General features: G+C 41.3%; 14 protein-coding genes. 11 read left to right on the top strand and 3 right to left on the bottom strand.

Annotated features, from left to right (window positions below; all coding sequences use genetic code 11):
• Nucleotides 1-7: 7 nt before the first annotated feature.
• The 4 genes from ubiI (at nt 8) to gcvP (ending at nt 6,389) form a co-directional block, all read left to right on the top strand.
• The gene (gene ubiI / locus EL244_RS12350) at nt 8-1,237 is read left to right on the top strand and encodes an FAD-dependent 2-octaprenylphenol hydroxylase (protein WP_126437259.1); all 1,230 of its coding nucleotides are present in this window, start codon (nt 8-10) and stop codon (nt 1,235-1,237) included.
• Nucleotides 1,238-1,727: 490 nt separating this feature from the next.
• Entirely contained in the window at nt 1,728-2,822 is a 1,095-nt protein-coding gene (gene gcvT, locus EL244_RS12345; RefSeq protein ID WP_126461247.1) for a glycine cleavage system aminomethyltransferase GcvT, read from the top strand.
• Nucleotides 2,823-2,881: 59 nt separating this feature from the next.
• Nucleotides 2,882-3,274 (top strand): glycine cleavage system protein GcvH, encoded by a 393-nt coding sequence (gene gcvH / locus EL244_RS12340; RefSeq protein WP_006814960.1) that lies wholly within the window; start codon nt 2,882-2,884, stop codon nt 3,272-3,274.
• Between the two features lie 238 nt (nt 3,275-3,512).
• A complete protein-coding gene (gene gcvP / locus EL244_RS12335; RefSeq protein WP_039855125.1) occupies nt 3,513-6,389 on the top strand; it encodes an aminomethyl-transferring glycine dehydrogenase in 2,877 nt (958 codons plus the stop codon).
• A gap of 66 nt (nt 6,390-6,455) precedes the next feature.
• On the opposite strand, the gene EL244_RS12330 is transcribed toward gcvP, so the two are convergent.
• Nucleotides 6,456-7,076: an HD domain-containing protein gene (locus EL244_RS12330; protein ID WP_006814958.1), complete on the bottom strand. Its 621-nt coding sequence runs from the start codon at nt 7,074-7,076 to the stop codon at nt 6,456-6,458.
• Between the two features lie 11 nt (nt 7,077-7,087).
• The gene (gene ygfZ / locus EL244_RS12325; RefSeq protein WP_006814957.1) at nt 7,088-8,071 is read right to left on the bottom strand and encodes a tRNA-modifying protein YgfZ; all 984 of its coding nucleotides are present in this window, start codon (nt 8,069-8,071) and stop codon (nt 7,088-7,090) included.
• A gap of 346 nt (nt 8,072-8,417) precedes the next feature.
• Here ygfZ and sdhE point away from each other — a divergent pair, with 346 nt between their 5' ends.
• A complete protein-coding gene (gene sdhE, locus EL244_RS12320; protein WP_039855432.1) occupies nt 8,418-8,684 on the top strand; it encodes an FAD assembly factor SdhE in 267 nt (88 codons plus the stop codon).
• A complete protein-coding gene (locus EL244_RS12315; protein ID WP_006814955.1) occupies nt 8,665-9,075 on the top strand; it encodes a protein YgfX in 411 nt (136 codons plus the stop codon). Before sdhE ends, EL244_RS12315 begins: the two co-directional genes overlap by 20 nt.
• Nucleotides 9,076-9,101: 26 nt before the next feature.
• On the opposite strand, the gene fldB is transcribed toward EL244_RS12315, so the two are convergent.
• The gene (gene fldB / locus EL244_RS12310; protein ID WP_006814954.1) at nt 9,102-9,620 is read right to left on the bottom strand and encodes a flavodoxin FldB; all 519 of its coding nucleotides are present in this window, start codon (nt 9,618-9,620) and stop codon (nt 9,102-9,104) included.
• A 116-nt stretch (nt 9,621-9,736) separates the two neighbouring features.
• Between fldB and xerD the strand changes: the two genes are divergently transcribed.
• The 5 genes from xerD (at nt 9,737) to lysS (ending at nt 15,852) form a co-directional block, all read left to right on the top strand.
• Nucleotides 9,737-10,639: a site-specific tyrosine recombinase XerD gene (gene xerD / locus EL244_RS12305; RefSeq protein ID WP_006814953.1), complete on the top strand. Its 903-nt coding sequence runs from the start codon at nt 9,737-9,739 to the stop codon at nt 10,637-10,639.
• Nucleotides 10,640-10,654: 15 nt separating this feature from the next.
• Entirely contained in the window at nt 10,655-11,356 is a 702-nt protein-coding gene (dsbC, locus tag EL244_RS12300) for a bifunctional protein-disulfide isomerase/oxidoreductase DsbC (protein WP_006814952.1), read from the top strand.
• A 9-nt stretch (nt 11,357-11,365) separates the two neighbouring features.
• Nucleotides 11,366-13,099, top strand: a complete 1,734-nt coding sequence (gene recJ / locus EL244_RS12295; protein WP_006814951.1) for a single-stranded-DNA-specific exonuclease RecJ — start codon at nt 11,366-11,368, stop codon at nt 13,097-13,099.
• Between the two features lie 126 nt (nt 13,100-13,225).
• Nucleotides 13,226-14,327, top strand: a protein-coding gene (prfB, locus tag EL244_RS12290) for a peptide chain release factor 2 (protein WP_119246378.1) whose coding sequence is annotated in 2 segments (ribosomal slippage) — nt 13,226-13,303 and nt 13,305-14,327 — 1,101 coding nt in all. Because the reading frame shifts where the segments join, the coding sequence is not laid out codon by codon here.
• Nucleotides 14,328-14,334: 7 nt separating this feature from the next.
• Nucleotides 14,335-15,852 carry a lysine--tRNA ligase gene (gene lysS / locus EL244_RS12285; RefSeq protein ID WP_126461246.1) on the top strand — a complete coding sequence of 506 codons (1,518 nt, stop codon included), beginning with the start codon at nt 14,335-14,337 and terminating at the stop codon, nt 15,850-15,852.
• Nucleotides 15,853-16,401 lie beyond the last annotated feature (549 nt).

Genomic DNA, 16,401 nt, shown 5'->3' with positions numbered 1-16,401 from the left:
TAAAAATATGCAATCGTTTGATGTGGTTATCGCTGGTGGCGGCATGGTTGGACTTGCTCTAGCTTGCGGTTTAGAAGGCAGTGGCTTGCGTATTGCTATCATAGAAAACCATCCACCTAAACATAGATTTTCAGACTCAGACCCTTATTCATTGAGGGTATCGGCAATCAATGCTGCCAGTGAGAAGTTATTAACCCATTTAGGGGTTTGGTCCACTATTCAAGGGATGAGAGCTGCACCTTATTCTGGGATGGAAGTGTGGGATAACCATAGTTTTGGACGTATTTCATTTTCAGCTCAGCAGCAGAATGTATCGCATTTAGGGCACATCGTTGAAAACAATATTGTACGTGATGCCTTATGGCATAAAGCATCCCAGCTTCGGGATGTCACATTATTAGCGCCATCAACCATTAAAAAAGTTGTCTGGGGAGAGAATGATGTATTTATCACTCTAGAGGATGACAATATGCTCACTGCGCGTTTAATTGTTGGTGCGGATGGAGCAAATTCTTGGTTGCGTAGCCATGCGGATATTCCATTAACTTTTTGGGATTATGAACATACCGCATTAGTCGCAACAATAAGAACTGAACGTCCACATGAAGGTGTGGCTCGTCAGGCATTTAATGGGGAAGGCATACTCGCGTTTTTACCACTAGCCGACCCTCATTTATGCTCAATTGTTTGGTCTCAACCTAATTTAGCCGCAGCGCGTCGCCAAGATTTAGAGAAGCTCGATTTTGAAAAAGAATTGACCGTAGCTTTTGATGCTAATTTGGGAATGTGTCAATTAGAGAGTGAGCGCCTAACAATCCCATTAACTGGGCGCTATGCCCGCCAATTTGCAGCCCAGCGCTTGGCATTACTTGGTGATGCGGCTCATACCATCCATCCTCTTGCTGGACAAGGGGTAAACCTAGGCTTTATGGATGTGGCAATGTTGATTGGTGAAATTAAGCGATTGCATCGTGAAGGGAAGGATTTTGGCCAATATTTCTATTTACGTGATTATGAACGTAGCCGAAAGCATAGCGCAGCATTGATGCTGGCGGGTATGCAAGGTTTCCGTGAGTTATTCGAGGGCAATAACCCCGCTAAGAAATTATTGCGAGATATTGGGTTGGTTCTGGCGGATAGCCTACCGGGTATAAAACCGCAGTTATTGAACCATGCCATGGGGTTATCTGATATGCCGAAATGGCTGCAAAAATTACCGGCTGATAACCTACTATAGATTTTTCTCATCAACGATTAAAACCTGAAAGCACATATTAACTTTCAGGTTTTTTATTTCTATTGTCATCATTATTTGATGCATCTTTATCTCCATATCTATTTTTTACTGATTACTCCACTTGAAAAAAACTAATCACACATACTTTTCGGATTATTTTTTCTAATCCAAGGCTCTGTATATTCATGCTGGCTTTTTTCAATATAAAAAATTTATTGATGACAATATAACCAGTTATTGGCTGAATATATGTGGATTGAGTGATCGTTCTCAATTATTTAACAAAAATAGCTGGATAATTGGTGGCGCAATCAGTAATACAGAAGGGAAGTCACCCTATTTTTTTTTATAGCATTCTATTTTGAGTGCCACTGGTTTTGAATCAAATCGACTGGTTTGCGTCTTGTGGAATAGTTATCAGATATTTGATGTTGCCGCTTAATTCACAACGCAATCACCCTATCAAACAAATAATGTAAAGAGGGTATTCATGGTAAAGCAAACGACGCTATATGATGAGCATATAGCCTGTGGCGCAAAGATGGTGGATTTCCATGGCTGGATGATGCCATTGCACTATGGTTCGCAAATCAACGAACATAATATTGTCCGAACCGATGCAGGGATGTTTGATGTATCTCATATGACAATTGTTGATTTACATGGCGAAGGCTGCCGTGATTTCCTCCGCTATCTCCTCGCAAATGATATTGCAAAGTTAACCATCAAAGGCAGAGCACTTTATACAGGAATGCTGAATGCGTCCGGTGGCGTAATTGATGACTTGATTGTTTACTATCTCGATGATGATTTCTACCGTTTAGTGGTCAATTCAGCGACTCGTGAAAAAGACTTAGAATGGATTGAAGAGCACGCAAAAGGTTATGCTGTTGAAATCACCGTTCGTGATGATTTGGCATTATTAGCCGTTCAAGGGCCACATGCCCAACAGAAAGTCCATTCTCTACTGACCGATGCACAGTGTGCCGCGATTCAAGATATGAAGCCATTTTATGGTGTACAAACGGGTGACCTATTTGTGGCAACTACGGGGTATACCGGTGAGAAAGGCTATGAAATTGCGATGCCAAAGGAACAGGTGGTTGAATTTTGGCGTAAGCTGTTAAACGCAGGTGTTCATCCAGCCGGATTAGGTGCTCGTGACACGCTGCGTCTTGAGGCAGGAATGAATCTTTATGGGCAGGATATGGATGAGAGTATTTCACCATTAGCTGCCAACATGGGCTGGACGATTGCTTGGGAACCTCAAGATAGACAGTTTATTGGTCGTGAAGCGTTGGAAAAACTGCGGGAGCAAGGAACCGAAAAATTAGTCGGTATTGTGATGCGTGAAAAAGGCATTTTACGTGCAGAACAAGTCATTCGTTTTACTGACGAATTAGGCAAGTTACAGCAAGGTGTTATTACCAGCGGAACATTTTCGCCGACCTTAGGTTTTAGTATCGCGTTAGCGCGTGTGCCAAACGATATTCAAAGTAGTGCAATTGTTGAGATTCGCCATCGGGAAATGCCGGTTGAAGTGGTTAAACCGAGCTTCGTTCGCGAAGGTAAACCTTTAGTTTAGTTTTACAATACAACGATATTCTTAAAAACAAATTCTCAGAATGACAAGAGAGGCAAAAGATGAGTAATGCTCCTAAAGAATTAAGATATACCCGTGAACATGAGTGGCTGCGTGATGAAGGTAATGGTGAATATACCGTGGGTATTACAGAACATGCCCAAGAAACATTAGGTGACATGGTATTTGTTGATCTGCCGACTGTGGGTGATGTGGTGAATGCTGGGGACGATTGCGCTGTTGTTGAATCGGTCAAAGCGGCTTCAGATATCTATGCGCCAATCAGTGGTGAAATTGTTGCTGTAAACAATGCATTAAGTGATTCTCCTGAGCTGGTGAATGAGTCTCCATATCAAGAAGGTTGGATTTTCCGTATTAAGATGACGGATGATGCCCAACTGGCAGATTTGATAGATGCTCAAGGTTACCTTTCAATGATTGCTGCTGAAGAATAAAAATTTCTATTAATTTTACACAGTAGCAATACCGATTACGTCAGCTAGCCCTAGCCGCAGTGTGATTTTAGCCCCTAGGGATTAGCTGATTGTTGTCTAGCTACCCTGCAAATTATAGAGACAAGACTGAGGATTAGTTTCGATTAATCCACCAATCTCGCAGTTTATTAATAGGTTTTATCATCGCTAGAGTCTTATAACCTACGCTATGCATAGCAAACAGGATGGGAACACAGATATGTCGATGTCACTGAGTCAATTAGAGAACCGTTCAGAATTTATATCGCGTCACATTGGGTCTTCAGAACAACAAATAAAAACCATGTTAGGCACTGTTGGCGCGACCTCCCTCGATAACTTAATGGATAAAATTGTCCCTAAAGCCATCTTATTGCCCGAGCCACCACGAGTTGGTGGTGGGGCAACAGAACAAGAAGCGCTTGCTGAATTAAAGGGCATAGCCTCATTGAACAAGCGCTATAAAAGCTATATTGGAATGGGTTACGCTCCAGTGATACTTCCTCCGGTAATCCTCCGAAACTTATTAGAAAATCCAGGATGGTACACTGCATATACACCATACCAGCCAGAAGTTTCCCAAGGTCGTCTCGAGTCCCTCCTTAATTTTCAGCAACTTACGATTGATTTAACAGGCTTAGATTTAGCCTCTGCATCGTTGCTTGATGAAGCGACTGCCGCTGCCGAAGCGATGGCGATGGCAAAACGTATTAGTAAATTGAAAAATGCTGAGCGATTTTTCGTTGCGGATGATGTACACCCTCAAACCTTAGATGTGGTTCGTACCCGTGCTGGTACATTTGGTTTTGAAATTATTGTCGATAGCGCAGATAAAGTGCTGGAACATGAAGGGGTATTCGGTGCATTGCTACAGCAGGTTGGCACAACAGGAAATATCCACGACTATAGTGCATTATTTTCGAAGCTAAAAGAGAAGCAGATTGTCAGTTGTGTTGCTGCGGATATGATGGCATTGGTACTGCTGACTGCGCCAGCAAAACAAGGAGCCGATATTGTTTTCGGTTCAGCACAACGTTTTGGTGTACCTATGGGCTACGGTGGGCCTCATGCCGCATTCTTTGCCTGTAAGGATGAGTTCAAACGGGCAATGCCGGGACGGATTATCGGGGTTTCCCGTGATGCTGCGGGGCATACAGCACTGCGTATGGCGATGCAAACCCGTGAACAACATATTCGTCGTGAAAAAGCGAACTCTAACATTTGTACCTCACAAGTTTTACTTGCCAATATTGCTGCAATGTATGCGGTTTACCATGGTCCTGAAGGATTAAAAATTATTGCTGGGCGTATTCATCGTTTCAGTTCTATTTTTGCTAAAGCATTAATTGAAGCGGGTGTTTCTCTGCGCCACAAAACGTGGTTCGATACGCTAACAATCGAAGTCGCAGATAAAGCCGCAGTATTAACTCGTGCAGAGAAAGCAAATCTAAACCTGCGCACTGATATCCATGGGGCGGTTGGTGTGACTTTCAGTGAAGTAACTACCCGACAAGATTTGAACCAACTGTTTTGGGTGATTACAGGCAATGAGCAAAAACTTGATTTCGAAAAATTAGACAAGCAAGTTTCTGAAGGTACCAGTTCTATTCCTGCGGCCATGTTACGCGACGATGTTATTTTATCTCATCCAAACTTCCATCGTTATCATAGCGAAACGGAAATGATGCGCTACATGCATAGCCTTGAGCGTAAAGATTTAGCGTTGAATCAAGCGATGATCCCACTGGGTTCTTGTACCATGAAATTGAATGCCTCTGCGGAGATGATCCCGATTACATGGCCTGAATTTGGCGAGCTTCATCCATTCTGTCCACCAGATCAAGCTCAGGGTTATCATCAAATGATTGAGCAGCTTTCTCATTGGTTGGTGCAATTGACAGGCTATGACGCGGTTTGTATGCAACCAAACTCTGGGGCACAAGGAGAGTATGCGGGACTTTTAGCGATTCGCCGTTACCATGAAAGCCGTAATGAAGGTGATCGTAATATTTGCTTGATCCCAGCCTCAGCTCACGGAACTAACCCAGCTTCTGCTCATATGGCTGGAATGGAGGTGGTGGTTGTACGCTGTGATGATGAAGGTAATATTGACCTTGTTGATTTACGAGAAAAAGCACAAGAACACAGCGCTGTACTATCTTGCGTGATGGTGACATATCCTTCCACTCACGGAGTTTATGAAGAGAGCATTCGTGAAGTTTGTGAGATCATTCATCAATATGGTGGACAGGTTTATTTAGATGGTGCGAACATGAACGCGCAGGTGGGGCTCACTACTCCGGGCTTTATTGGCGCGGATGTATCCCACCTGAACTTACACAAAACATTTTGTATTCCTCATGGTGGTGGTGGGCCTGGTATGGGACCTATCGGTGTGAAAAAACATTTAGCACCGTTTGTTCCGGGTCACTCTGTAGTCACTCAAGAAATGTTAACGGAGCAAGGTGCCGTTTCTGCTGCACCATTTGGTAGTGCATCGATTCTGCCAATTAGCTGGATGTACATCCGCATGATGGGCTCTCATGGGTTAAGAAAAGCTAGCCAAGTTGCTATTTTAAACGCTAACTATATTGCGAAGCGCTTATCCAGCCGCTACGACATTCTGTATACAGGGCAAGAGGGTTATGTAGCACATGAATGCATCGTTGATTTACGCCCGATTAAGAAAGACACGGGAATTAGTGAATTAGATATTGCGAAGCGTTTAATTGACTATGGTTTCCATGCGCCAACTATGTCATTCCCAGTAGCCGGTACGTTGATGATTGAGCCAACAGAATCAGAAAGTATCGTTGAAATTGATCGTTTTATCGATGCAATGCTAGCGATCCGCGATGAAATTGATTTGGTGGTTCAAGGTCAATGGCCACTAGAAGATAACCCGTTGGTAAATGCGCCTCATGTACAAACTGAGCTGGCGGAAGAGTGGAGCCATACTTATAGCCGTGAGCTAGCTGTGTTCCCATCTCATGCAACTAAGGTTAATAAATACTGGCCAGCAGTGAAGCGTCTTGATGATGTCTATGGCGACCGCCACTTACATTGTTCTTGTGTACCCATTGAAGATTATATGTAATTAATATTCTTATCTTTTAATATGAAAACGCCAGACTGATATCTGGCGTTTTTTTTGAAGTAAAAATTACAACAGCCATCCTTTCTGATGGGCTTGTTCCAACTGAGATTTTAGCTGTAGCCAAAATTCAGGAAGAATTTGCTGGATGTAATCGCATTTACTGAATACTTGTTCAAGGCGAATATGGTTTTCAACCCAGCTTTGTCCCTGATTGTGTAAATTCAATAGCATTGGCATCGCTCTATCGATGGCATTAGCATACTTAGATTCCAATGTTTCAACTGCATCATACTCATTCCAAAGAGCTAAAAATTCAGCGTTTTGTGGGCTTGGCAGTAGGTTGAAAATACGGTTTGCAGCTTTGACCTCTTCGTCGTGAATGGCTTCACGGGCAGCATTATCGAATACCAGTACATCGCCAGCATCAATCTCGACAATGTCATGGATCAGCGCAAGTTTAATGGCTCGCTCTACATTAACACCGGGCACATAGGGTGCAAAAGTCATCGCGGCAACAGCAAATTGCCAGCTATGTTCCGCCGTATTTTCATGACGCTCACGGTTTAATAGTTTATTTTTACGATAAATACTTTTCAGTTTATCGAGTTCCATTAAAAATTGGATGACTTCGGTAAAAGCCCCAAAATTCAAAACTTCTAGTGGCTTAGTACCTGATGCAGATGACATAAAAACCTCAATTATTTTTCTTCTAATGAATATGGGAGTGGGGCAATTGTGAGTTTACTTTGCTCATCACCAAGAATACGGAAAACGCTATCTGCTTCCATATCATTATTCATAATAATTTGGATACTGAGCTCGCCATTACCTAAACGCACTGCCGCAAGTACGGTACCTGTACGACGCCAGTTTTCACCTAGCTGCCATTCAACGCCTTCACCTATAACAGGAAGTGTTGAACCTGTTCCTATTAGCCAATACATAGCTCGCTTATTGGCTCCGCGGAATTTAGCTCGAGCCACCATTTCTTGGCCGGTATAGCAGCCTTTTTGAAAGCTAATACCGTGTGGAAGTGCTTGTAAGTTAGCGGCTTGAGGAAGGTGTTGCCCGCTATTTTCTTGATCAATAACGGCAAAACCAGCTGCAATTTCTAATGCTAACCATTGAGAATCGGCTACGTGAATAGCTTTTAAAGTATCTGAAATTTTTAGCGCAGTAGCATCATTTGTGATGAGTAGGAAGCGTTCGGCGGGTAAAGCAAAGTGCAGGATGGTCGTTTCACCATCAACAACTACTTGGTTTTGGTCATCGGGTAAGGAATTAAATACGGCTTCTAAAGCCTGTCTTGCTCCTTGCCCTGCTACACCTAGCAATTTAAGCTCTGGTTTTTTTTCAAAGGTAACTTTTGAAAAAACAGCGTATTTTTTTAGCTCAGCCAGCTGGATGTCACTGACACTGCGTCTTTCTATATACGAGTAGCCATTTAAATGATGGAATAAACGTAGGTCACTCCACATTTTTCCCTTTGGGTCACAGTGGGCTGTTAGGGTATGAGCATGGCTGAGTGTGCTGATATCTGCGGTGACTTGCCCTTGCAGATATTTCTCGGCGTCGGCACCGTGAAGATGAATAAGTTCCCAGTTTTCCAGTGAAATCAAAACAAGTGGTAGGAACTGAGAAGCAAGAGGAAACTGTTGTGTATTATCTACTTCGGTCGTCATGATTTCACCCGTTGTTCTTTATCTGATAATGGTGCTTAATGGTAGAATAGCTAGATAACAATGCAAGCAGTTATTGTGAATTTTTCTTTATACTTCAATCAGTAGCTGCCTGTCTTTAGGTGAGAGTCTAGCAATCTAAGTAAACGCAAGAAACTCACTCTGTTATTATTCAACATTAGGGCACAAATAGTTTGTAGAAAAACGGTATTTTACAACCTAAAATGCTAACTATGTAGAGTATGACATGTTTTATTGACTGATAATCTGATAGAGTATGTAAAATAATCAATCTTATCAGTTAACTGCATCAAAAGGTCGTAGTGAAATGGATAATGGACATAGTCAAATCGATATAAAAAATAAAGCACGGATTCATTGGGCTTGTAGGCGTGGCATGCGTGAGTTAGATATATCTATCATGCCGTTTTTTGAATATGAATATGACCAACTGACCGATGAAGATAAATATACTTTTGTGCGTCTGCTTGAATGTCCAGATCCAGACTTATTTAATTGGTTAATGAATCATGGGCGTCCGGATGACGAAAAGTTGTTTAATATGATTAAGCTGATTCAGGAAAAAAATAAAAATCGTGGTCCTGTGGAAATCTAATCTCGCCATCTCATGGAAAACTCAGCTTTTTTCGACCTGTTTTCATGGGGTAACAGGCATTCTATTGCTTGTTGCACCATGGCAGCCTGGTAATTCAATGATTTGGTTGCCATTATTAGTTGTACTTGTAGCCAGTTGGGCTAAAAGTCAAAAAAATATCAGTAAAGTGAAAGGTGTCGCTGTACTGGTCAATGGTAATAAATTTCAATGGAAGAAAAATGAGTGGGAAATTGTAAAAACGCCATGGTGTAGCCGGTTCGGTATTTTACTGACGTTGAATGCACTACAGGGTAAACCCCGAAAATTGCGTTTATGGATTGCGAAAGATGCGCTTTCAGAAGAAAATTGGCGTAACCTGAACCAATTATTACTGCAATATCCTGATATTTAATATTGCAGTGATTCAGTTTTAAATTATTAAAGGGCAGCTTCTATTTCTTGGAGAATCTGCTCGCACCAAATAGCGACTCTTTCATCGGTTTGCTCAAATTGGTTTACATCATCTAGTGCTAAACCGACAAACATTTTGCCATCTTCAGTTAATGGTTTTGGGCTTTCAAACTCATAACCATCAGTGGGCCAAAAACCAATAAATTGTGCTCCTGTCGGTTTGAGCTGATAGTAAAGCATGCCTAAAGCATCTAAAAACCATTCGCTATAGTCAACTTGATCACCCATGCCATACATAGCAACAATTTTGTTTGAAAGATTCAGTTTGGGAAGCGCTTCCCAAATAGCGAGCCAATCTTCTTGAATCTCACCGAAATCCCACGTAGGTATTCCCAAAATTAAAACATCATATTGTTCCATTAATTCGGGGGGGGTATCGTTAACGTTATGGAGGGTGACAAAATCATCACCAAGAATGTCACGGATTTTTTCTGCAACCATTTCGGTATAGCAGGTACTTGAACCGTAAAAAAGACCTATTTTCATATATTATTACTATATCCAGCTATGGTTTTCATCACGAGGAAAGTATTGTAACAGATGGGGCTACAATCAGGCATAATAGATTGTTGTGATAATAGAAATGAGGGGTAGGATCTGGAGTGGAAACTAAACAACTAAATCCGTTAATCGAACAGTTTCTTGATACAATTTGGCTGGAGCAAGATCTTGCTGAAAATACGTTAGCATCTTACCGTAATGACCTGCAATCTTTAGATCGTTGGTTAGATGCGCAACAGTTGCATCTGGAAAATGTTCAATCAATTGATTTACAATCCTTTTTAGCTGAACGAATTGATAGCGGCTATAAAGCAGCTAGCTCTGCACGTTTATTAAGTGCAATGCGTAGGCTATTTCAGTACCTATATCGTGAAAAAATTCGGCTTGATGACCCATCTGCTGTCATCGCCGCACCGAAAATCCCTCAGCGTTTACCGAAAGATTTGAGTGAAAAACAGGTAGAAGATTTATTGAATGCGCCAGCAACAGAAGATTCTCTTGAGCTGCGAGATAAAGCGATGCTTGAAGTATTATATGCTTGTGGTTTACGCGTTTCTGAATTGATCGGACTGACATTTTCGGATATCAGCTTACGTCAGGGTGTTATTCGAGTGGTGGGTAAAGGAGATAAAGAACGTTTGATTCCGTTAGGGGAAGAAGCGATCTATTGGGTCGAAAAATATCTAGAGTATGGTCGCCCCGATCTATTAAATGGCAAGGCCAGTGATGTTCTATTTCCCAGTAAACGTGGTACAAAAATGACCCGGCAAACATTTTGGCATCGTATAAAATATTATGCCGTTTTAGCCAATATTGATGGAGAATCGTTATCTCCTCACGTACTAAGACACGCATTTGCTACTCATTTATTGAATCATGGCGCGGACTTACGCGTAGTTCAGATGTTATTAGGTCATAGTGACCTTTCAACAACCCAAATTTACACGCATGTCGCTACTGAGCGGCTACGTACTTTACATGAGCAACATCATCCTAGGGGGTGATGTTAAAGGACAAATATGAAACGTAAATTACTCTTATTGGCTGCTTGTATTGCCTCTTTCACGGTGTCTGTATATGGAGCAACGGAAGAAAAACTGATCAAAGAGACATTGGCAAAATATGACATGCAGGTTGAGTCAATCAAGCCATCACCCATTGTTGGCTTAAATACCGTAGAAACAGATACCGGGGTTATTTATATCACTGACGATGGTAAATACCTGCTGCAAGGTCCTATCTATGATATGAGCGGTAAAGTACCACTGAATATTAGCAACCAACCACTTTTGAAGAAAATGGAAGCGCTAAAAAATGAAATGATTATATTCAAAGCGCCAAATGAGAAATATGTGGTTACTGTATTTACAGATATCAGCTGTGGTTATTGTAAGAAACTGCATGAAACAGTGGGTGAACTAAATAGCAAGGGAGTTACCGTTCGTTACCTTGCGTTCCCTCGCCAAGGTTTAAAAAGTGATACAGCAAAACAAATGGCATCAATTTGGTGTAATGGTTTACCTCAAGATGCGCTGAGTAAAGCATTTAAAGGGGATGAAGTCGCTATTATTGATAGCTGTAAAATTGATTTAGGGAACCATTTAAAATTGGGACAATTGTTTAAAGTGACAGGGACTCCAGCTATCGTGCTATCAAATGGGCAGGTGCTTCCCGGCTTTGTAAAACCTGATGATTTACTTCAATTACTCGAACAGAAATAGCCAATTATTGTGAATGTAGAAACTTTTTTACGTCAAAGAGAATTAACGGGTAATACTGGGGCCTTGTCTGATATCCCCGAACTATTACAACGTATTTATGCCTCCAGAGGGATCACGGATAGAACTCAATTGGAGCGTAAAGCCTCTCATCTTTTGAATTATCAATCTCTATCTGGGATTGATAATTCGCTAGACATACTCTATCGCGCATTAACCGAACATCAAAAAATCACCATTGTTGGGGATTTTGATGCGGATGGAGCTACGAGCACAGCACTGGCGATGCGTGCTTTAAAGGCAATGGGATATGCTAATTTAAACTATATTGTGCCAAATCGTTTTGAAAATGGGTATGGGTTGACGCCTCTGGTTGTAGACGAAGCCTATAAACAGGGAACCGACCTGATCATCACGGTGGATAACGGTATTTCATCCCATGAAGGAGTAGAAACTGCCCATCAATATGGTATGAAAGTGATTATTACGGATCACCATCTGCCGGGTGAAACCTTACCGAATGCGGATGCGATTATTAATCCCAATTTGCATGAATGCCAATTCCCCTCTAAATCGCTGGCTGGAGTGGGTGTTACTTTTTATTTGATGTCAGCGCTTAGAGCACATCTTCGTCAAGTAAAATGGTTTGAACAACAAGGAATAAGTGAACCTAATTTAGCAGAATATCTCGATTTAGTTGCTTTGGGGACTGTCGCCGATGTTGTTCCCCTTGATATGAATAATCGGATTTTAGTTCACCAAGGATTAAACCGTGTGAGAGCGGGGCGTTGCTGTGCGGGGATTAAAGCTCTGATTGAAGTTTCAAAACGAGATTCTTCACGATTGGTGGCAAATGACTTTGGTTTTGCACTAGGGCCCCGGCTCAATGCCGCAGGGCGGCTTGATGATATGTCTGTTAGCATTGAGCTGTTGCTGACTGATGATATGGCATATGCCCGTGAATTGGCGAATGAACTCGATGGCTTAAACCAAACTCGCCGCGATATAGAAGCGGGTATGCAGCAAGAAGCGTTAGTATTATTTAACAAAATTAATTATAGCGATAGCCAACTACCGAATGGCTTAGCGCTATATCATCCTGAATGGCACCAAGGTGTTGTTGGAATATTAGCTTCCCGCATAAAAGAGCAATTTCACCGGCCTGTTATCGCTTTTGCGCCCGCTGGCGATGGCATACTAAAAGGCTCTGGACGCTCAGTACAAGGTGTTCACATGCGTGATGCCCTCGAGCGGTTAAATACTTTACAGCCAGGGTTAATGCAAAAATTTGGGGGACATGCCATGGCTGCGGGGCTAAGTTTGGAAGAGCGTAAATTCGAAACGTTCAAATACCATTTTGAAAGTTTAATGGGTGAACTCATTCAGCCAGAGCAACTATCTGGTGTTATTTGGAGTGACGGCGAATTGCTGCGCAACCAATTTTCATTGGAAACAGCAGAGCTACTACGAGAAAGCGGACCATGGGGACAAGCGTTCCCAGAGCCTATATTTGATGGGCATTTCCAACTATTGCAGCAAAAAATAGTAGGCGAAAAACATTTAAAATTAATGTTAGAACCCGTCAATGGCGGGCCAATGTTAGATGGAATAATGTTTAATATTGATGTTCGCCGCTGGCCAGATAATAGTGTTAAAAAAGCAAAAATTGCCTTTAAGCTGGATGTGAATGAATTTAGAGGTCAAAAAAATGTCCAGCTAATGATTGAACATATTTGGCCGGAATAAAATGACAGCAGATTTCATGCAGAAATAGGGTAGCAACGCCCTATAAAACTGATAGGAATTCCGTTATACTAAACGGTTTGTGAAAGAAAATATTTATCTTTATTGATCAACTATAAGATAGCGAAAATGACGTTTGAAATAAACCCAGTAAAAAATAAGATTCAGGACCTGTCTGAACGGACAATGGTTCTGAGGGGGTATCTTTGACTATGATGCCAAGAAAGAACGCTTAGAAGAAGTTAACGCAGAACTTGAGCAGCCGGATGTCTGGAATGAACCAGAACGCGCTCAGGCACTAGGCAAAGAACGCTCCTCACTTGAGGCCATCGTGGATACGATTGACCAATTAGAGCAAGGTATTGAGGATGTTGAAGGGTTACTAGAGTTAGCGATAGAAGCTGATGACGAAGAAACGTTCAATGAAACGGATGCTGAATTAGAGCAGCTACAAGGTAAGTTAGAGCAACTTGAATTCCGTCGAATGTTCTCTGGTGAGTACGATAGTGCTAACTGTTATATTGACTTACAAGCTGGTTCTGGTGGTACTGAAGCGCAAGATTGGGCAAGTATGCTAATGCGTATGTACCTACGTTGGGCTGAGTCAAAAGGCTTCAAAACAGAAATTATTGAAGAGTCAGATGGTGATGTTGCAGGCTTAAAATCAGCCACAATAAAAATTATCGGTGACTATGCTTACGGATGGTTAAGAACAGAAACGGGAGTTCACCGTTTAGTCCGTAAAAGTCCATTTGACTCAGGCGGTCGTCGTCATACCTCCTTTAGTTCAGCGTTTATTTATCCTGAAGTTGATGATGATATTGATATCGAGATTAACCCTGCTGATTTACGTATCGATGTATACCGCGCCTCTGGTGCTGGTGGTCAGCACGTTAACAAAACTGAGTCAGCGGTACGTATTACCCATATACCGACAAATATTGTGACTCAGTGTCAAAACGACCGTTCGCAACATAAAAACAAAGATCAAGCCATGCGCCAGTTAAAAGCAAAGCTTTATGAACTGGAAATACAGAAAAAAAATGCAGATAAGCAAGCGATGGAAGAGAATAAATCGGACATTGGCTGGGGAAGTCAAATCCGTTCTTACGTCCTTGATGATGCAAGAATCAAAGATTTACGTACTGGTGTGGAAACGCGTAATACGCAAGCCGTACTGGATGGTGATTTGGATAAATTCATTGAAGCTAGTTTAAAAGCTGGCCTGTGAGGAAAAAATGTCTCAGGAACAACAGGGTGTGGAACAAGCTCCCGATTTGAATAACGAACTAAAAGTCCGTAAAGAAAAACTTGCTGCATTACGTGAAAAGGGTATCGCATTCCCTAATGATTTTCGTCGTGAAAATATTTCTGACAAGCTGCATGCTGAATTTGATGAAAAAACAGCAGAAGAGTTGGAAGACTTAAATATCGACGTTACCATCGCTGGCCGAATGATGACTCGCCGTATTATGGGGAAAGCCTCATTTGCAACATTACAAGATGTTGGCGGACGTATTCAGATTTATGTTTCTCGTGATGATCTGCCAGAAGGTGTGTATAACGAGCAGTTCAAAAAATGGGATTTAGGTGACATTTTAGGCGCTAAAGGTCGTTTGTTTAAAACTAAAACTGGCGAATTGACGGTTCACTGTCATGAAGTTCGTTTGCTGACCAAGGCTCTACGCCCATTACCAGACAAATTCCACGGGTTGTCCGATCAAGAAACGCGTTATCGTCAACGTTACTTAGATTTGATCGCGAATGATGAATCTCGTAACACATTTATCATCCGTTCTAAGATCTTAGCAGAAGTGCGCAACTTCATGGTAAGCCAAGGGTTTATGGAAGTTGAAACACCAATGATGCAAGTGATCCCTGGGGGGGCTTCTGCGCGTCCATTCGTGACACATCATAATGCGTTAGATATCGATATGTATCTGCGTATTGCTCCTGAGCTGTATCTGAAAAGATTAGTTGTGGGTGGCTTTGAACGTGTATTCGAAATTAACCGTAACTTCCGCAATGAAGGTCTATCTCCACGCCATAATCCAGAATTTACTATGATGGAACTGTATATGGCGTATGCGGATTATCGTGACTTAATTAAACTGACTGAAGATTTATTCCGTACTTTGACTCAGGAAGTGTTAGGCAATACGGTTGTTAAGTATGGCGAACAAGAGTTCGATTTTGGTAAACCATTTGCCAAATTAACTATGAAAGAAGCTATCTGTAAGTATCGTCCTGAAACGAATGTAGCAGACTTAGATGATATGGATAAAGTGGTAGCGATTGCTCAGTCTATTGGTATTAAGATTGAAAAGAGCTGGGGACTGGGTCGTATTCAGTGCGAAATTTTTGAAGAGGTTGCGGAAAGCCACCTAATTCAACCAACGTTTATTACTGAATACCCAGCTGAAGTTTCTCCACTTGCACGTCGTAACGATGATAATCCATTCATCACAGACCGTTTTGAGTTCTTTATTGGTGGACGTGAAATTGGTAATGGCTTCTCTGAGTTAAACGATGCTGAAGACCAAGCTGAACGTTTCGCTGAGCAAGTTCGTCAAAAAGATGAAGGTGACGATGAAGCAATGTTCTATGATGAAGACTATGTTACCGCTTTAGAGCATGGTCTACCACCAACAGCAGGCTTAGGTATTGGTATTGACCGTATGGTTATGCTGTTTACTAATAGCCATACTATTCGTGATGTGATTTTATTCCCTGCATTACGTCCTAGCAAAGCATAACAGTTTTCTATCGACACTCAGTATATTACTGAGTGTCGAATTATTTTTATAACTAAGTATTTTTATTTATAAAAATAGTTGCACTGAAATAGCTTGTCATAAATACGAGCACTTATAAAAATCGAATAAAAACGGATGGGTATCTCATTTTAGTTTAATACGATGTTACTTTATTAGTCTTGTAGCTCTTCCAAATAAACAGATATTTAATGACCAGATAACAAACTAAAATAAAAAATGAAAGTTTTTAGTGAGAGTATGTTATTGGTCTGTTGTTATTCTAGATTGGTAGTACACTCGAGAAGATTTACTTAATTAATGCGTAATAAATTTAGAAAATTCTGGTGAATTATCTCTTATTTAGGGTAATTGTTGGTATTAGTGTGTTGGAATAACTAAATTCTGACGATTAAATTATTTTGATGCAAAATAACAAAACACTAAATTTATGCGGCGACTCTATTTCTCTATTGTGACTTATAGAAAATAGCTGATTTTTAGCTTACACTAGGTTTCTGGGATATCATAATAATAGCGAAGAAAAGTACT

Source organism: Providencia rustigianii, from assembly GCF_900637755.1.
GTDB lineage: Bacteria > Pseudomonadota > Gammaproteobacteria > Enterobacterales > Enterobacteriaceae > Providencia > Providencia rustigianii.
The sequence above is the reverse complement of the archived record's forward strand: the minus strand, read 5'-3'. Positions and strand labels throughout refer to the sequence as shown.